This window comes from Polaromonas sp. YR568 (assembly GCF_943369675.1).
Lineage (GTDB): Bacteria > Pseudomonadota > Gammaproteobacteria > Burkholderiales > Burkholderiaceae_C > Polaromonas.
On sequence record NZ_CALROB020000002.1, the window covers coordinates 118,169 to 134,712 of the forward strand.

Annotated in this window: 17 protein-coding genes; 12 read left to right on the forward strand and 5 right to left on the reverse strand. The window is 63.8% G+C overall.

Translation table 11 applies throughout. From position 1 onward, the window contains the following. The first annotated feature begins 12 nt into the window (after positions 1-12). From ACLV8F_RS01685 to ACLV8F_RS01710, 6 genes are all read left to right on the forward strand, one after another. Positions 13-243 carry a hypothetical protein gene (locus tag ACLV8F_RS01685; RefSeq protein WP_411882512.1) on the forward strand — a complete coding sequence of 77 codons (231 nt, stop codon included), beginning with the start codon at positions 13-15 and terminating at the stop codon, positions 241-243. After that, complete coding sequence (locus tag ACLV8F_RS01690) at positions 243-518, forward strand: hypothetical protein (RefSeq protein WP_411882513.1); 276 nt, start codon at positions 243-245, stop codon at positions 516-518. Before ACLV8F_RS01685 ends, ACLV8F_RS01690 begins: the two co-directional genes overlap by 1 nt. 255 nt (positions 519-773) lie before the next feature. Further along, positions 774-971 carry a hypothetical protein gene (locus ACLV8F_RS01695; RefSeq protein WP_411882514.1) on the forward strand — a complete coding sequence of 66 codons (198 nt, stop codon included), beginning with the start codon at positions 774-776 and terminating at the stop codon, positions 969-971. Between the two features lie 69 nt (positions 972-1,040). Continuing rightward, complete coding sequence (locus ACLV8F_RS01700; protein ID WP_411882515.1) at positions 1,041-2,291, forward strand: FAD-dependent oxidoreductase; 1,251 nt, start codon at positions 1,041-1,043, stop codon at positions 2,289-2,291. A 154-nt stretch (positions 2,292-2,445) separates the two neighbouring features. Beyond that, complete coding sequence (locus ACLV8F_RS01705) at positions 2,446-2,625, forward strand: hypothetical protein (protein WP_411882516.1); 180 nt, start codon at positions 2,446-2,448, stop codon at positions 2,623-2,625. A 166-nt stretch (positions 2,626-2,791) separates the two neighbouring features. Continuing rightward, positions 2,792-3,109, forward strand: a complete 318-nt coding sequence (locus tag ACLV8F_RS01710; RefSeq protein ID WP_411882517.1) for a hypothetical protein — start codon at positions 2,792-2,794, stop codon at positions 3,107-3,109. 81 nt (positions 3,110-3,190) lie between these two features. Here ACLV8F_RS01710 and ACLV8F_RS01715 read toward each other — a convergent pair whose 3' ends face one another. The 3 genes from ACLV8F_RS01715 to ACLV8F_RS01725 all read right to left on the reverse strand — a co-directional run bounded on the left by ACLV8F_RS01715 (position 3,191) and on the right by ACLV8F_RS01725 (position 6,221). Further along, complete coding sequence (locus ACLV8F_RS01715; protein ID WP_411882518.1) at positions 3,191-4,090, reverse strand: sulfurtransferase; 900 nt, start codon at positions 4,088-4,090, stop codon at positions 3,191-3,193. Between the two features lie 10 nt (positions 4,091-4,100). Then, positions 4,101-5,003 carry a DMT family transporter gene (locus ACLV8F_RS01720; protein ID WP_411882519.1) on the reverse strand — a complete coding sequence of 301 codons (903 nt, stop codon included), beginning with the start codon at positions 5,001-5,003 and terminating at the stop codon, positions 4,101-4,103. Positions 5,004-5,102: 99 nt separating this feature from the next. Beyond that, the gene (locus tag ACLV8F_RS01725; protein WP_411882520.1) at positions 5,103-6,221 is read right to left on the reverse strand and encodes an aromatic ring-hydroxylating oxygenase subunit alpha; all 1,119 of its coding nucleotides are present in this window, start codon (positions 6,219-6,221) and stop codon (positions 5,103-5,105) included. A 280-nt stretch (positions 6,222-6,501) separates the two neighbouring features. Between ACLV8F_RS01725 and ACLV8F_RS01730 the strand changes: the two genes are divergently transcribed. From ACLV8F_RS01730 to ACLV8F_RS01755, 6 genes are all read left to right on the forward strand, one after another. After that, positions 6,502-6,762: an exodeoxyribonuclease VII small subunit gene (locus ACLV8F_RS01730; RefSeq protein ID WP_411882521.1), complete on the forward strand. Its 261-nt coding sequence runs from the start codon at positions 6,502-6,504 to the stop codon at positions 6,760-6,762. A 54-nt stretch (positions 6,763-6,816) separates the two neighbouring features. Beyond that, complete coding sequence (locus ACLV8F_RS01735; protein ID WP_411882522.1) at positions 6,817-7,737, forward strand: polyprenyl synthetase family protein; 921 nt, start codon at positions 6,817-6,819, stop codon at positions 7,735-7,737. Between the two features lie 72 nt (positions 7,738-7,809). Beyond that, the gene (dxs, locus tag ACLV8F_RS01740) at positions 7,810-9,720 is read left to right on the forward strand and encodes a 1-deoxy-D-xylulose-5-phosphate synthase (RefSeq protein ID WP_411882523.1); all 1,911 of its coding nucleotides are present in this window, start codon (positions 7,810-7,812) and stop codon (positions 9,718-9,720) included. Between the two features lie 268 nt (positions 9,721-9,988). After that, complete coding sequence (locus tag ACLV8F_RS01745; RefSeq protein WP_411882524.1) at positions 9,989-11,068, forward strand: TRAP transporter substrate-binding protein; 1,080 nt, start codon at positions 9,989-9,991, stop codon at positions 11,066-11,068. Between the two features lie 243 nt (positions 11,069-11,311). Beyond that, complete coding sequence (locus tag ACLV8F_RS01750) at positions 11,312-12,391, forward strand: TRAP transporter substrate-binding protein (protein WP_411882525.1); 1,080 nt, start codon at positions 11,312-11,314, stop codon at positions 12,389-12,391. 230 nt (positions 12,392-12,621) lie between these two features. Further along, entirely contained in the window at positions 12,622-13,701 is a 1,080-nt protein-coding gene (locus ACLV8F_RS01755) for a TRAP transporter substrate-binding protein (protein ID WP_411882526.1), read from the forward strand. A gap of 175 nt (positions 13,702-13,876) precedes the next feature. Here the strand turns inward: ACLV8F_RS01755 and ACLV8F_RS01760 are convergent, their stop codons facing one another. Both ACLV8F_RS01760 and ACLV8F_RS01765 read right to left on the reverse strand, forming a co-directional pair. Further along, positions 13,877-15,667: a TRAP transporter large permease gene (locus tag ACLV8F_RS01760; protein ID WP_411882527.1), complete on the reverse strand. Its 1,791-nt coding sequence runs from the start codon at positions 15,665-15,667 to the stop codon at positions 13,877-13,879. 15 nt (positions 15,668-15,682) lie between these two features. Further along, entirely contained in the window at positions 15,683-16,282 is a 600-nt protein-coding gene (locus ACLV8F_RS01765) for a TRAP transporter small permease subunit (protein ID WP_411882528.1), read from the reverse strand. Positions 16,283-16,544: the final 262 nt, after the last annotated feature.

The window sequence follows — 16,544 nt, forward strand, 5'->3', positions numbered from 1 at the left end:
GGCAGGCCCGCCATGAACTTCCACTCAGACCCCACCACGGTTTGCAGCGCATTTCGCCCGTCGACCGCGTTCGGCACGGGTGAACCGGTGCAGCACAAGCAGCACACTCGGCAAAAACCGCGAATTGTTCGCCGCCCGCGCGCCGCGGCGTACGTCGCCTTTTTCATCACGGTGTTCGCCAGCATGGCCGCCGCCGCGGCGCTCGTGACGCAGGACATGCCGCTCATGGTGGTGGGACTGTGATGAAGGGCCGCCGCAGCCACTCGCCCGATGGCGGCGTTCCGCTGGGTGCGGGCTCGCCGGACGAGCCGGCGCACACGCTGCCGGCCGAGCCGGCCCAGATCACAAAAGCCCCCGCCGGGAAGCCTGAAGCCACGCACAAGCGCGCGGACAACGAGGAGCCCGAACCGACCCTGGAGGACGACCTGCCGTCCGACGGGCGCGATGAAAAAGGCGAAGCCATGATCCGGGATTTGCCGAACAAATTGCCGCGCAAGGCGGCAAAGAAAGAGAAATAACCATGGCCACCAATCCCAACGTTCCGCCGCCCGAGCCGCTGCCGCCGCTGAACACCCCGCCCGAGCCGGGCGAAGTGCAGACCACGCCCATGCCAATGACGCTGAAATAGGCGGAAAAAGGATAGCCGGCAATGAAGGTAAAACCGGTGTAATGTCGCAAAGCCATCCCACAGGTGGCAGCAGGACATTGCGCGACGTCTCTACACCGCTATTACGAATCTCCTGAAGGGTTTGACTGCATCAAGGAGAACCGACATGCCGATAGACACCAGCCCCGAGGGCGCCGAACTGCTGCACCAGCCGGCCGTAAAACCATTCCCCGAGTTCAGTCCCAAAACGCCTCACCATGCCGACCAGGTGAGTGATGGTCACAACCACGACGCAGGCACGCCGGCCGGCGTGCCTTCAGGCGAAAGCCCGACGCCGGGCCTGATGCCTCCGCCACCACGTTAGCCTTTCACGGCTTGCTCCGGCCGGCAAGCTTGTATAAGGTCGGGGGACTTTTTCGCGAGAGGAGATCCCATGGCCGATGCGTTGAATGTTCGCTGCTGCATTGCCGGCGGCGGCCCTGCCGGCATGATGCTGGGCTTGTTGCTGGCGCGCGCCGGCGTCCAGGTGCTGGTGCTCGAAAAGCATGCCGACTTCCTGCGCGACTTTCGCGGCGACACGGTGCATCCATCCACCCTGGAAGTGATCCATGAACTGGGCTTGCTGGAAAAATTCCTGGCGCGCCCGCATGACGAGGTCAGCGAACTGCGCGCGGTGGTCGGCAACACGGAGCTGGTGTTGGCCAACTTCAAACGCCTGGGTATTCGCTGCAAATTCATCGCGATGATGCCGCAGTGGGAGTTCCTCGATTTCGTGCGCGACGAGGCCGAGCTGTACCCCAATTTCAATTTGATCCAGAACGCCGAGGTGACGGGGGTGACCGGAGAGGGCGGCACCGTAACGGGCGTGCAGGTCACGACGCCCGACGGCCCCTTGCAGGTAAGGGCCGACCTGGTCATAGGCGCGGACGGCCGGCGTTCGACGGTGCGCCGTGCCGCCGGGCTGGTGGTGCGCGACCTGGGCGCGCCCATCGACGTGCTGTGGATGCGCCTGCCCAAGCTGCCGGGCGACCCGTCCACCACGGGCGGTCGCATCACCACCGGCATCTTCCTGGCCATGATTGACCGCGGCAGCTACTGGCAGTGCGCCTATGTAATTCCCAAGGGCGGCATCGAACAGGTGCGCGCGCGCGGGCTGGAGACCTTCAAGGCCGACATGGTGAAAGTGGCGCCGTTGTTCGCGGGCCGCATGGACGCGCTGGCGAGCTGGGACGACGTCAAGCTGCTGAGCGTGACGGTGGACCGGCTGGAGCGCTGGTACAAGCCCGGCCTGCTGTGCATAGGCGACGCGGCCCATGCCATGTCGCCGGTGGGCGGCGTCGGCATCAACCTGGCGGTGCAGGATGCGGTGGCGACGGCCAATGCCCTGGCGAGGCCGCTGGCCGATGCGCGTGTAGGCACGGAGGCCCTCACGCCTTTTCTGGCGCAGGTGGAAAAGCGGCGACTGCTGCCGACCCGCCTCACGCAGGCGGCGCAGGTGGCCATCCAGAACCGCCTGCTCAGCCCGGTACTGGCGGCGCGCGGCACCGATGCCCCGCCCATGGCGCTGCCCTGGCCTCTGAAGCTGATGCGCCGCTGGCCCTTGCTGCAGGCGCTGCCGGCTTACGCGGTGGGCGTTGGTGTGCGGCCCGAGCACGTGCGCTCACCCGCTGCGAAGCCCTTATAGGACTTCGTAGGTCGTCTCCTACGAAATCGACAGGCATTGCCTACACATGCCGGGTGGCGGGGCTCTTAAAGTGATTTAACAAGCATCCCGATGGGATGTGCGGGATCACGCTCCGGTATTTCGTCACCGCAGCCTGCAGGCAAAGGAGGCCTCCATGAAAAGCAACACCACCGTTCACGCCCACAAACCCGAGCCCAGCCCGTCCAAGGGACAGGTCGGCGACAGGCCGGACAACGGCTCCCGTAGCAGCCGCGGCGCCGGCCCCAGCTCTGGCGCGCGGCGCGACAACCCGCACAAGCGCATACGGCTGACGGGCCACGCGCAGGCGCACTGAGTGGCGCAGCTTCAACAGAACCCGTCGAAAAACCCCTACAGGCCTGTGGGACACCGTCTCATGGGGCATACCCGCAATCGCCAACTAAATTGAAGTCTGGCTGGCGTTCAGCCAATTTCATCCAGTTGACCGATCGACTCTCTTCAATTCATAAAAGGAAACAGACATGCACGCATCCAAATTCAAACCCGCTGCCGCAACGGCCGTTGCCCTGGCCGCCTTGCTGGCACTGGGCGCTTGCGGCAAAAAGGTGGAAGACACCGGCGCGACGCCGGCAACCACGCCATCGACTTCTTCAACGCCTTCGACCCCATCCACGCCTTCCAGCGACACCAGCTCCATGGGATCTTCCAGCTCCAGCACCTCCACTGGCACTACCGGCACCACGGGCACCAGCCCCATGCCAACACCAGAATCCAGTGCCGCTGCCGCGAACGCGGGCATGACGCCTGGCGGCACGCCGACCCCTGGCGGCACCAAGTAAGCGCTGCACAGGCTCTGCCAAGGGCCTAAAAAAGCCACCGGGCCTGTAGCCGGTGGCTTTTGTCGTTTTGGAAGAAGAAAGTCAGCCTTGCGCCACCGGGCGTTCCGGGTCGCTGCACCAGTCGCTCCAGCTGCCGGCATACAGGCTGGTTCTTCCGAGGCCGGCGAGCTCCATGGCTACCAGGTTGGGAATGGCGCTGACGCCGCTGCCGCAGTGGTGCACCACGCTGGCCGGGTTGCGCCCCGCCAGCAGGGTTTCAAACTCGGCCTTGAGCTGCTGCGCCGGTTTGAATTTTCCGTCGGGGCCGATGTTCTGGCTGAAAGGCCGGTTCAACGCGCCGGGGATGTGGCCGGCCACCGGGTCCAGCGGCTCCACTTCGCCTTTGAAGCGCGGCGTGGCGCGAGCGTCGATCAAGGTCTGCGCGGGCCGTCCGAGCTGGTCGGCCACGGTCTGCACCGAGACCAGCGTGGCTTTCTCCGGCGCCAGCAGGAAGGTGGCCTGGAAGTGCGCGGGCTCTTCACCGCTGTTCACGGCGCCGCCCGCCGCCTGCCAGGCCTGCAGCCCGCCGTCGAGCATGGCGACGTTCTCATGCCCGGCCCACTTGAGCATCCACCAGAGGCGCCCGCAGTAGTTGGCGCCGTTGCGGTCATAGACGACGGCCTGCATGTCGTTGCCGAAGCCGATGCTGGAAAGCCAGGTGGCGAATTTTTCGCGATTCGGCAGCGGGTGGCGCCCGCCCGATGCCGGCGCGTCGGCGCCGCTGGCCGTGATCACGCCATGCGCGCCCGGCACGCCGTGTTTGGCGCTCAGCGCGGTGTCCAGGTTGGCGTAGACGGCGCCGGGAATGTGCGAGGCGAGGTATTGCTCCTGCCCCGCGTTCGGTTTCATCAAATCAAAAGTGCAGTCGAAGATGCGCAGCGGCTTGGCGGATGCGACCAGGGCTTGCAGCTGTTCGGCGGAAATCAGGGTGGTGTAGCTCATTTCTTGCTCCTTAATGTTCTTCGGCGGGGGCATTCGGCGCGGCGCGGGCGCGTAAAACCGTGGCGGCGATCGCGCTCACGATGATGAGCGCCATGCCGGCCCAGCCGATAAAGGGAATATTGTCGCCAAACAATATCAGGCTGTAGACGGCCGCGAACACGATGCCCGAATACTGCAGGTTGGCCACCATCAGCGTGCCGCCGTGGTTTTCCGACATGGAATACGCCTTGGTCATGGCCAACTGGCCCAGCGACGCCAGGATGCCTATGGGCGGCAGCCACAGCGCGTGCTGCCAGTTCCAGGGCGTGATGCCCATGACCAGCATGCCGAGCGCACCGGCCACCGCCGTGCCCACGGCGAAATAAAACACGGTGCGGGTTTCCGGCTCGCCCATGCGCGCGATCGCCATGACCTGCATGTAGGCAAAGGCGGCGCCCATGCCCGACAGCAGGCCCACCAACCCGGCAAAGGTCTGGTTCTGGTCTATGGCCGGACGCAGCAGCATGACCACGCCGGCAAAGCTCGCCAGGATGGCCAGCACCAGTGGGCCCTGGCTGGGGCCCTTCTGGCCGGCCTTGCCCAGCATGAGCGCGCCGCCGACCAGGAAGGCCGCGATCCACACGCTGCTCATGTAGTTGAGTGTCATGGCAGTCGCCAGCGGCAAGTGGGCGATGGCATAGAACCAGGCCGACAGCGACATCACGCCGATCACGCTGCGCCAGGCGTGCATGGCCGGGTAGCGCGTGGCCAGCGTGATGCCGCGCGCGCGGGCGTAAACGGCCATGAAGGCAATGCCCAGGATGCCGCGGTAGAACACCAGTTCGGCGCTGTTGAAATGTTCCGATGCGTATTTGACGCAAACCCCCATGGTCGCGAACATGAACGAGGAAAAAATCATCCAGACGGCTTGCATGGCGGGTGGTGGGCTTAGGGGGGAGTGAAGAGGGGAAATGAAAAATGGCCGCGGCCCGCAAAAAACGGGACTGCAGCCATCATAAGCACGAGGACAAAGTCAAATCATCTGCGTGGTTTTGCTGGCGCCCATCTCACGGCGGTACCACTCGTGAAAGTGCTGCATGCCGTCTTCCATGGGGCTCTGGTAGGGGCCGAACTCGTTGTCGCCGCGCAGCATCAGGGCCTTGCGGCCGGCGTCCATGCGCAGGGCGATCTCGTCGTCTTCCACGCAGGTCTCCATGTAGGCGGCCTGTTGCGCCTCGATGAACTCGCGCTCGAAGGCGCAGATTTCCTCGGGGTAGAAAAACTCCACCACGTTGAGCGTTTTGTCCGGTCCCCGCGGGTGCAGGGTGCTGACCACCAGCACGTGCGGGTACCACTCGACCATCACGTGCGGGTAATAGGTGAGCCAGATCGCGCCGTATTTGGGCGGCACGCCCTTGCGGTACTGCAGCACCACGTCGTGCCATTTTTTGTAGGTGTCGGTGCCGGGCTTGCCCAGCTTGTCCGACACGCCCACGGTCTGCACCGAATAGTGGGATTCAAGCTGCCAGCGCAGGTCGTCGGTGGTCACGAAGCCGCCCAGCCCGGGGTGGAAGGGCCCGACGTGGTAGTCCTCGAGGTAGACCTCGATGAAGGTCTTCCAGTTGTAGTCGCACTCATGCAGGTGCACCTTGTCGAGCTGGTAGCCGGAAAAGTCGAGGTCGGCGTAGGTGGCCAGCTGCGACATCTCGGCCGCGATGTCGCGGCCGGTGTCCTCGAACACCAGGCCGTTCCAGGTCGTGGTCTTGTAGCGGTTCAGGTTCAGGCAGGGGTCGATCTCGAAGTGCGGCGCGCCTATGAGCTCACCCGAGGTGTTGTAGGTCCAGCGGTGCAGCGGGCAGACGATGTTGCTGCCGGTGTTGCCGCGGCCCTGCAGCATGGTCGACTGGCGATGCCGGCAGACGTTGGAGATCAGCTCTATGCCCGAGGCGTTGCGCACCAGCGCCCGGCCTTCGCCCTCGTGCGGCAGGGCGTAATAGTCGCCCAGGTTGGGCACCGCCAGCTCGTGGCCCAGGTAGCGCGGCCCGCGCGCAAACAGTTTTTGCTGCTCCCGCTGGTACAGGCCCGCATCAAAATAACTGGAAATGGGGAGCTGGCTGGTGGCCTGCAGGAGACGAAGGCTGAGATCAGACATGCAAATTTCGGTGAACATGCCGCCGCGCAAGGCTTGGAGGCAGTTGACAAGCGAGGGAAGCAGGCTGAGCGACAGCCCACGGATGAAAACAAGGCCAGGTATCCCGCAGCGGAGGCTCCGCTGCTATCGAGAACTGTTATCAATTGTACCCGCGCGGGGCAAAAGCAGGGGCGCGGCACGCCGCCACCGGATAATGTGAATATTGCATTTGCAACCTTGGCGCGCCGGGGACTGCAAACCACCCGCAGCGGCCTAAAATCAGGCCTTCATCCAGAGAACCATGGCCAAAAGCTCTTCATCTTCGTCCTCATCCGCAGCCGCTCCCGTCCCGGCATTGCCCGCCAGCTACGAGGCCGCCCTGCAGGAACTCGAAGCGCTGGTGGACAGCCTGGAGTCCGGCCAGTTGCCGCTCGACCAGTTGCTGACCGGCTACCAGCGCGGCGCGCAATTGCTGAAGTTCTGCCGCGACAAGCTCGAAGCCGTGGAAACCCAGATCAAGGTGCTCGAAGGCACGGAACTCAAGCCCTGGGTGCAGGAATAGCCGGCGCGGCAGCCCCGGCGCAACCCTTCTTCATCAATACACCAGAGACACCGATTGAACGCCCCTGAAAAACTGCCCCTGTTCACGTTGAGCGACTGGAGCGCAAGGCAGCTTGCCACCGTCGAACAAGCCCTGTCCCGCTGGGTGGCCTGCCCCACCGATGCGCCCGCGCCCGCCGGCCTGGGCGACGCCATGCGCTATGCCGTGCTCGACGGCGGCAAGCGCCTGCGCCCGCTGCTGGTCATGGCCGCCTGCGAAGCCGTGGGCGGCAACGCCGAAGCGGCCCTGCGCGCAGCCTGCGCGGTCGAACTGATCCACGCTTATTCGCTGGTGCACGACGACATGCCCTGCATGGACAACGACGTGCTGCGCCGCGGCAAGCCCACGGTGCACGTCAAGTTCGGCCAGGCCCAGGCGCTGCTGGCCGGTGACGCGCTGCAGGCGCTGGCCTTTGAGTTCCTCACACCCGAGGGCGGCTCTGTCGATGCCGCCACGCAGGCGCGGCTGTGCCGCATGCTGGCCCAGGCGGCCGGCTTCCAGGGCATGGCCGGCGGCCAGGCGATTGATTTGGCCAGCGTCGGCATGCCGCTGGACTCGCAGCAACTGCACGAAATGCACCGCCTGAAAACCGGCGCGCTGCTGCAGGCCAGCGTGATGATGGGCGCCGCTTGCGGCCCTACCACACCCGCCGTGCAGCAGGCGCTGCGCGACTACGGCGCGGCGGTCGGGCTGGCCTTCCAGGTGGTGGACGACATCCTCGACGTCACCGCCGACTCCGCCACCCTGGGCAAGACCGCCGGCAAGGACGCTGCCCAGGACAAACCCACCTTCGTCTCACTGATGGGGCTGGAGGCTTCCAAGGCCTATGCGCAGCAGTTGCTGGCCAAGGCCCTGGCCGGCCTGGACGCCAGCGGCCTGGCCCGCACCGAAGCCTTGCGCGCGCTGGCCGACATGCTGGTCAACCGCCATCACTGAGCCTTTGACCAGGACTGACCTACAGACAGACAGGGACAGAGGACACGGCCTCGCCATAACAACGACACCACGATGTACCCATTGCTTGACACCATCCACAGCCCCGCCGACCTGCGCAAGCTGCCGCGCACCGGCCTGAAGCCCCTGGCCGACGAGCTGCGCGCCTATGTGCTCGACAGCGTCTCCAAAACCGGCGGGCACCTGAGTTCCAACCTCGGCACCGTGGAGCTCACGGTGGCATTGCATTACGTCTTCAACACACCCGAAGACCGGCTGGTGTGGGATGTGGGTCACCAGACCTATCCGCACAAAATCCTCACCGGCCGGCGCGAGCGCATGGGCAGCCTGCGCCAGTTCGGCGGGCTGTCGGGTTTCCCGCGCCGCGATGAGAGCGACTACGACACCTTCGGCACGGCGCATTCGTCGACCTCGATTTCCGCCGCGCTGGGCATGGCGCTGGCCGCGCAGCAAAAGGGCGAAGACCGCCATGCGGTGGCCATCATCGGCGACGGCGCCATGAGCGCCGGCATGGCGTTTGAAGCGCTGAACAATGCCGGCGTGCACGACCACTGCAAGCTGCTGGTGGTGCTCAACGACAACGACATGAGCATCAGCCCGCCCGTGGGCGCGCTGAACCGCTACCTGGCCCAGCTCATGAGCGGGCGCTTTTACGCGTCGGCCCGGCAGATGGGCAAGCAGGTGTTGCGCGTGGCGCCGCCGCTGCTCGAGCTGGCCAAGCGCCTGGAGTCGCATGCCAAGGGCATGGTGGTGCCGGCTACGCTGTTTGAAAACTTCGGCTTCAACTACATCGGCCCCATTGACGGCCACGACCTCGAGTCGCTGGTGCCCACGCTGGAAAACATCAAGCACCTGATGGACACCCAGGGCGGCCCGCAATTCCTGCACGTGGTCACCAAAAAAGGCCAGGGCTACAAGCTCGCCGAGGCCGATCCCATCGCCTACCACGGCCCCGGCAAGTTCGACCCCGCCATGGGCCTGCAAAAATCGGCCGCGCCGGCCAAACAGACCTTCACCCAGGTCTTCGGCCAGTGGCTGTGCGACATGGCCGAGCACGACAGCCGCCTGGTCGGCATCACCCCGGCCATGCGCGAAGGCTCTGGCATGGTGGAGTTCCACAAACGCTTTCCCGGTCGCTACCACGACGTCGGCATTGCCGAGCAGCATGCGGTGACCTTTGCCGCAGGCATGGCCTGCGAAGGCCTCAAGCCCGTGGTCGCGATCTACTCGACCTTCCTGCAGCGCGGCTACGACCAACTGATCCACGACGTGGCTTTGCAAAACCTGCCCGTCGTGTTCGCACTCGACCGCGCCGGCCTGGTCGGCGCCGACGGCGCCACACATGCCGGCGCCTACGACATTCCCTTCCTGCGCTGCATTCCCAACATGAGCGTGGCCTGTCCCGCCGACGAGAACGAATGCCGCAAGCTGCTGAGCTCGGCCTTTGAACAAGACCACCCGGTCGCCGTGCGCTACCCGCGCGGTGCCGGCGCCGGCATCGCGCCCGACGCCGGGCTTGAAGCGCTGCCCTTCGGCAAAGGCGAAATCCGCCGCGAAGGCGCGGGCATCGCCATCCTGGCTTTCGGCACGCTGCTCTACCCGGCCCTGCAGGCCGCCGAAAAACTCGGCGCCACGGTCGTCAACATGCGCTGGGCCAAGCCGCTCGATACCGAACTGCTGCTCAAGGTCGCGGCCAGCCATGAAGCCCTGGTCACGGTCGAAGAGGGCGCCATCATGGGCGGCGCAGGCAGCGCCGTCAGCGAAGCGCTGCAAGCCGCCGGCGTCGCCAAACAGGTGCTGCAGCTGGGCCTCAAAGACGAGTTCATCGAACACGGCGACCCCGCCAAACTGCTGGCTATGCAAGGGCTGGACGCCGCCGGCATCGAAGCGGCCGTCACCGCGCGTTTCGGCGCGCTGCTCGAGTCCGGCAAGCCCACCAAGCCCACACTCAAGTCCGTCGCCTGAGCCGTTGAAATCGCTCTTAACCCAGCATGAGCCGCGGAACCGGCTTTGCCGGGCCGCAGGCGGGCGGCCCCCTCGGGGGGCAGGGAGTTACACGAAGTGAACGACCGTGGGGGCTCACATAGACAGCTTGCTGTCAGCTCTTCAAGGGTAAACCCGCCCAGCCGCCACCCCCCTGATTTCTAGAATTCCCCAGGACCTGCAAAAGCAGTCTGGCCGGTGCATTCGCCGGCCCCGGGATTTTCATTTTTCACATTTCGGAGTCACCCTGATGGATCGTCGTTCACTCATCAAGCACGCGGGCGTTGCCGGCGTTCTGGCCGCGGGCGTTGCGCCTGCCGTTCACGCGCAGGCCGCCGTTCGCTGGCGCCTGGCGTCCAGCTTTCCCAAATCGCTGGACACGATCTACGGCGGCGCCGAGAGCTTCGCCAAACATGTCCGGGCCATTTCCGGCGGCAAGTTTGAAATCTCCGTGCACCCCGCCGGCGAGTTGATGCCCGCTTTCAGCGTGGTCGACGGCGTGCAGCAGGGCACGATTGAAGCCGCGCACACGGCGCCCTACTATTTCTTCGGCAAGGACGAAACCTTCGCCATCGGCGGTGCGATCCCCTTCGGCCTGAACAGCCGCCAGATGAGCGCCTGGACCTTCGAAGGCAACGGCCTGAAGCTCATGCGCGAGTTCTACGCCAAGTACAACATCATCAGCTTCCCCTGCGGCAACACCGGCGCGCAGATGGGCGGCTGGTTCCGCAAGGAAATCAAGTCGCTGGCCGACATGAAGGGCCTGAAATTCCGCGTCGGCGGCTTTGCCGGCAAGGTCATCGAACGCCTGGGCGGCGTGCCGCAAAACATCCCCGGCGGCGAAATCTACCAGGCGCTGGAAAAAGGCACCATCGATGCGGCCGAATGGATTGGCCCCTACGACGACCAGAAGCTGGGCTTCAACAAAGTGGCGCCCAACTACTACTACCCAGGCTGGTGGGAGGGCGGCCTGCAGCTTGACCTCTACATCAACCAGAAGGCCTACGACGCGCTCTCGCCTGAATACAAGGCTATCGTGGAAGCCGCCAGCGCGGCCGCCCACGTCGATATGCAGGCCAAGTACGACGCCAAGAACCCGACCGCCCTCAAGCAACTGGTGGGCGCCGGCGCCAAGCTGCGTCCCTTCCCCGCCGACGTCATGAACGCGGCCTTCAAGGAATCCATGAAGCTCTACGAAGAGCTGTCGGCCAAGAACGAAAGCTGGCGCAAGGTCTACGCGGACTACTCGAAATTCCGCGGTGACCAGAACCTGTGGTTCCGCTTCACCGAAGCCACCTTCGACCGCTTCATGCAAAGCCAGAAACTGTAATCACGCCGTGCCTGGGCCCGTGCCCGGGCCGCCCCCAAAGCCGCCTTTCCAGGCGGCTTTTTTCATGGGCGATCCACGCCGGCCTCCCGCCGGTCTACGGGTAAGAACGGGGTAGCTTTGCGGAAAAGAGTGACAAAGTGTCCATGCCTTGCCGGCGCGCCCGGAAGTCCTGCAACTATTGCAGTAACTGTGGGCGGGGCGGCGAAGCCTGCGGATAACTTCTTATAACTTCAGGAGAGTTTTATGGATCGTCGCTCACTCATCAAGAATGCCGGCATTGCCGGAGTGCTGGCCGCCGGCGTGGCGCCTGCCGTTCATGCGCAGGCGGCGCTCCGATGGCGATTGGCGTCCAGCTTTCCGAAGTCGCTGGACACCATCTTTGGTGCTGCCGAGGTGTTTGCCAAGGCCGTCAAGGCGATGACCGGGGGAAAGTTTGAAGTCTCGGTTCACCCGGCCGGCGAACTGATGCCGGCCTTCGGCGTGGTTGACGGCGTGCAGCAGGGGACCGTCGAGGTGTGCCACACCGCGCCCTATTACTTTTTCGGCAAGGACGAGACTTTTGCGCTGGGCTGCGCCATTCCCTTCGGCCTGAACAGCCGGCAGATGAGTGCCTGGATGTATGAAGGCAACGGCCTGAAACTGATGCGCGAGTTCTACGCCAAGTACAACATCATCAACTTTCCGGGCGGCAACACCGGCTCGCAAATGGGCGGCTGGTACCGCAAGGAAATCAAGTCGCTCCAGGACATCAAGGGCCTGAAAATGCGCATAGGCGGCTTCGGCGGCAAGGTGCTGGAGCGCATAGGCGGCGTACCGCAGAACATCCCCGGCGGCGAGATCTACCAGGCGCTCGAAAAAGGCACCATCGATGCCGCTGAATGGGTGGGCCCCTACGACGACCTGAAGCTCGGGTTCAACAAGGTCGCGCCCTTTTACTACTACCCCGGCTGGTGGGAGGGCGGCCCGCAACTCGACTTTTTCATCAACAACAAGGCCTTTGACGCGCTCACGCCCGAATACAAGGCCATCGTGGAAGCCGCTGCGGCCCAGGCCCACGGCGAAATGCAGGCCAAATACGACGCGAAGAATCCCGGCGCGCTCAAGCAGCTGGTGGGCGCGGGCACCAAACTGAGGCCTTTCCCCGTCGACGTCATGAACGCCGCCTTCAAGGAATCCATGGCCCTCTACGAAGAACTCAATGCCAGGAATGAGAACTGGAAGAAGGTCTACCCCGATTATTCGAAATTCCGCGCCGAACAGAACCTCTGGTTCCGCTACACCGAGGCCACTTTCGACCGCTTCATGCAAGCCCAGAAGCTTTGAATTTCAGGGCCTCGGGCCCTGTCAGCCTTCAGCAAGCCGCCTCCCGCAGGCGGCTTTTTATTTTTAAGCCACTACGGGTAAAAACGGGGTGGGCGCCGGGTGAAAGCTGACAAAATCTTCCGCTGACCTACGCTTGAGGACGCAGCCTTTACGGGCAGTGCCGGCTCGGGCAGTCCGGCGGGTCCCCAACCAGGGCCCGCACATTCGACAACCTTTCAGGAGACAGTATTTTGGATCGTCGCTCACTTATCAAAAACGCCGGCATCGCCGGTGTGCTGGCTGCCGGTATCGCTCCCGCAGTCCACGCGCAGGCCGCCATCCGCTGGCGCCTGGCTTCCAGCTTCCCCAAGCCGCTGGATACCATTTACGGCGGCGCCGAAGTGTTCGCCAAGAAGGTCAGCGACATGACGGGCGGCAAGTTCCAGATCAGCGTGCATGCGGCCGGCGAACTGATGCCCGCCTTCGGCGTGGTCGACGGCGTGCAGCAGGGAACGGTGGAAATGTGCCACACCGTGCCTTACTACTTTTTCGGCAAGAACGAGGCCTTCGCCATCGGCGCGGCCATTCCCTTCGGCATGAATTCGCGCCAGATGTCGGCATGGATGTACGAAGGCAACGGCCGCAAGCTCATGAACGAGTTCTACGCCAAGTACAACATGGTGAGCTTCCCCGGCGGCAACACCGGCACCCAGATGGGCGGCTGGTTCCGCAAGGAAATCAAGACTGTGGCCGACCTGAAGGGCCTGAAGTTCCGCATCGGCGGCTTTGCCGGCAAGGTGGTCGAGAAGCTCGGCGTGGTTCCGCAAAACCTGCCCGGCGGCGAAATCTACCAGGCGCTTGAAAAAGGCACGCTGGACGCCGCCGAATGGGTCGGCCCCTATGACGACCAGAAGCTCGGTTTTGCCAAAGTGGCGCCGTTCTATTACTACCCCGGCTGGTGGGAAGGCGGCCCCGAGGTTGACTTCTTCATCAACAACAAGGCGCTGGATTCCCTGCCGGCCGAGTACAAAGCCATTGTCGAAGCTGCCGCTTCGCATGCGCACATCGACATGCAGGCCAAGTACGACGCCCGCAACCCCGGCGCGTTGAAGCAGCTGGTGGCCGGCGGCACCAAGGTGCTGCCTTTCCCGGCCACGGTGCTGGAGGCTTCTTTCAAGGCTTCCATGGACGTGTACGAAGAAATCGCTGCCAAGAACCCCGACTGGAAGAAGATCTACGGCGACTACCGCGCTTTCCAGCGCGACCAGATCCTCTGGTTCCGTTTTGCCGAATCGCGCTTCGATACCTTCATGCAAACGCGCAAGATGTAAGAGCCGGATCCATTCCGATCAAAAGCCCCGCTTGGCGGGGCTTTTTTTATGCCCGCTTTTCCTCGCATGGTTTGCCTGCCTGGCATGGTTCCAGCTCCTGCAAGGCAAGCGCGGGAGGAAAAAAAAGCCCCGTGCAAACGGGGCTTTGGTTTAGCTTGAGGAAAGAGGCCTGCGCCTATTTCTTTTTCGCGGCTTCTTCAAGCGCTTTCATGGGGTCGACTTCTGCCGGCGCCGTTTCCGGCGCGGGCACGCCGCCGGTGGCATCCGAAGCCCCCGGCTCGGGCGCGGGCGCGAACGGATCCGTTGCCGGCTCCATGGCCGGCATGTTGTTTTCCATCTCGATGCGTACCTTGTCCAGGTCATAGACCTGCTTCTTGTCCAGGCCGCTGGAGACGATACCGGGGAACGCGATGATCAGCCCGACCATGATGACCTGGATCAGCACGAAAGGCACGGCGCCCCAATAGATCTGCATGGTCGTCACCGGCTCGATCAGCTTCTTGCTGACCTTGTCGGTGTAGGCCTTGATGGGGGCCACGCTGCGCAGGTAGAAGAGCGCGAACCCGAATGGCGGGTGCATGAACGAGGTCTGCATGTTCACGGCCAGCAGCACGCCGAACCAGATCAGGTCGATGCCGAGCTTTTCGGCGACGGGCGCCAGCAGCGGCACCACGATGAAGGACAGCTCGAAGAAGTCCAGGAAGAAGGCCAGGAAGAAGATCAACAGGTTGACCACGATCAGGAAGCCGGTCTGGCCGCCGGGCAGGCCGGTGAGCAGGTGCTCGACCCATTTGGGGCCGTCAACGCCCTGGAAGGTCAGGCTGAAAATCGTGGAGCCGATCAGGATGAACACCACGAAGCAGGACAGCTTGGTGGTGGTGGCCAGGGCCTGCTTGAGCAGCGTGAAGTTGAGCCTGCGCCGCACCATGGCCATGATGAAGGCACCCAGCGCGCCCATGGCGCCGCCTTCGGTCGGGGTGGCGATGCCAAGGAAGATCGTGCCCAGCACCAGGAAAATCAGCAGCAGGGGCGGGATCAGGACAAAGGTGACGCGCTCGGCCATGCGCGACAGCAGCTTCAGCCCCGTGACCTTGTTGATCACGGCGATGACGAATGCCAGCATGACGCCCGCGCACATGGACACGACGATGGTCTCATCCGTCGCCACGGTGGTGACGGTCACGCCCGTCACCCAGCTCTGTACCGCGGCGTAGTGTTCGCCGAAATAAAACGCGATGCCGGTCGAGATCACCGTCAGGACGACCAGCGACAGCAGGCCGCTTTTGCCGCCGTCTTCGCGGATGGTCCGGGCTTCGGCCGGCAGGGCGGGCACCCAGTGCGGCTTGAAGATGGCCAGGCCCACGACATACAGCACATACATGCCCGTGAGCGCGAAGCCCGGGATGAACGCGCCTTTGTACATTTCACCCACGCTGCGGCCCATCTGGTCGGCCAGCACGATCAGCACCAGGGACGGCGGAATGATCTGCGCCAGGGTTCCGGAGGCGGCGATGACGCCGGCGGCGATGCGCCTGTCGTAGCCGTAGCGCAGCATGATGGGCAGCGAGATCAGGCCCATCGAGATGACGGATGCGGCCACCACACCCGTTGTGGCTGCCAGCAGGGCGCCCACAAAGATCACGGCAAGCGCCAGGCCGCCGCGCACCGGGCCGAAGAGCTGGCCTATGGTGTCCAGCAAATCCTCCGCCATGCCGCTTCGTTCAAGAATCAATCCCATCAGGGTAAAGAAGGGAATGGCCAGCAGCGTGTCGTTCTGCATGATGCCGAAAACGCGCAGCGGAAGCGCCTGCAAAAGCGCTTCCGGCAGCACGCCGAGCTCCACACCGATAAAGCCGAAAAACAGGCCGCAGGCGCCCAGGCTGAAAGCGACAGGAAAACCCATCAGCAGGAAAACGATCAGCCCCAGAAACATGATCGGGGCGAGATTTTGAATGAAAAATTCCATGAATGTGTCTCCCGGTCAGCCGGCGTTGGTTTTGGTTTCCGCAAGCCTGCGGATGGCTTCGGCCAGCTCTTCCTCGGCGGTTTTTTCCACCTTCTTGACGGTCGGGTCCTCGATCAGGCCCTTGAGGAATGCGATGCGCTTGATCAGCTCCGACCAGCCCTGCAGCAGCAGCAAGGTGAAGCCGAGCGGGATCATGGCGTAGACAGGCCAGCGGATCAGGCCGCCGGCGTTGCCGGAGACTTCACCGGACTGCAGGCCGCGCAGGAAAAACGGGATACCGTAGTAAAGGAGGGCAACGCACACCGGGGTCAGGAAGAGGGTAAAGCCGATGATGTCCACCCAGATCTGGCCTCGCTTGGAGAGGCGGCTGGAGACCACGTCGATCTTGACGTGCTCGCCCTGCAGCAGCGTGTAGCCGGCCGCGATGAGGAAGGATGCGGCGAACAAATACCACTGGACTTCGAGGTAGGCGTTCGAACTCACGTTGAACACCTTGCGGACGATGGCGTTGATGCCGCTGATCACGGTGGAGGCCAATATCAGCCAGATGACGTGCTTGCCGATCTGTGTGTTGAGCCAGTCCACCGCATTGGAAAATCTCAGTAATGCGCGCATTGTTTGTCTCCAGGGTAAAGGGGATGCGCATAAAAATTCATCCGGAGTCCCGCTTGGGGCGGGGAGTCCGGATGGCTTCTTGCGACGTGGAAATTTTATAAAGAACTATAGAAGGCAAGCTGACAGCATTTTGACGACAGGCCCCCGGAAACATAGGGGTAAACACGTGGTTTGCCTCGATTTGGCGGGCTTTTCACGCCGGGGGGCGTGCGACCCGTCGTTTGCCGGCGCCGGCCTATGGGCTTGCGGCGCAGGGCTTGCG

Bases quoted from the DNA above. Each gene is read 5' to 3' on its own strand.
- ACLV8F_RS01710 (WP_411882517.1), top strand. From the start codon at position 2,792: ATGCACGCATCCAAATTCAAACCCGCTGCCGCAACGGCCGTTGCCCTG.
- ACLV8F_RS01695 (WP_411882514.1), top strand. From the start codon at position 774: ATGCCGATAGACACCAGCCCCGAGGGCGCCGAACTGCTGCACCAGCCG.
- ACLV8F_RS01760 (WP_411882527.1), bottom strand. From the start codon at position 15,667: ATGGAATTTTTCATTCAAAATCTCGCCCCGATCATGTTTCTGGGGCTG.
- ACLV8F_RS01685 (WP_411882512.1), top strand. From the start codon at position 13: ATGAACTTCCACTCAGACCCCACCACGGTTTGCAGCGCATTTCGCCCG.
- ACLV8F_RS01690 (WP_411882513.1), top strand. From the start codon at position 243: ATGAAGGGCCGCCGCAGCCACTCGCCCGATGGCGGCGTTCCGCTGGGT.
- ACLV8F_RS01765 (WP_411882528.1), bottom strand. From the start codon at position 16,282: ATGCGCGCATTACTGAGATTTTCCAATGCGGTGGACTGGCTCAACACA.
- ACLV8F_RS01700 (WP_411882515.1), top strand. From the start codon at position 1,041: ATGGCCGATGCGTTGAATGTTCGCTGCTGCATTGCCGGCGGCGGCCCT.
- ACLV8F_RS01720 (WP_411882519.1), bottom strand. From the start codon at position 5,003: ATGCAAGCCGTCTGGATGATTTTTTCCTCGTTCATGTTCGCGACCATG.
- ACLV8F_RS01745 (WP_411882524.1), top strand. From the start codon at position 9,989: ATGGATCGTCGTTCACTCATCAAGCACGCGGGCGTTGCCGGCGTTCTG.
- ACLV8F_RS01725 (WP_411882520.1), bottom strand. From the start codon at position 6,221: ATGTCTGATCTCAGCCTTCGTCTCCTGCAGGCCACCAGCCAGCTCCCC.
- dxs (WP_411882523.1), top strand. From the start codon at position 7,810: ATGTACCCATTGCTTGACACCATCCACAGCCCCGCCGACCTGCGCAAG.
- ACLV8F_RS01705 (WP_411882516.1), top strand. From the start codon at position 2,446: ATGAAAAGCAACACCACCGTTCACGCCCACAAACCCGAGCCCAGCCCG.
- ACLV8F_RS01730 (WP_411882521.1), top strand. From the start codon at position 6,502: ATGGCCAAAAGCTCTTCATCTTCGTCCTCATCCGCAGCCGCTCCCGTC.
- ACLV8F_RS01750 (WP_411882525.1), top strand. From the start codon at position 11,312: ATGGATCGTCGCTCACTCATCAAGAATGCCGGCATTGCCGGAGTGCTG.
- ACLV8F_RS01715 (WP_411882518.1), bottom strand. From the start codon at position 4,090: ATGAGCTACACCACCCTGATTTCCGCCGAACAGCTGCAAGCCCTGGTC.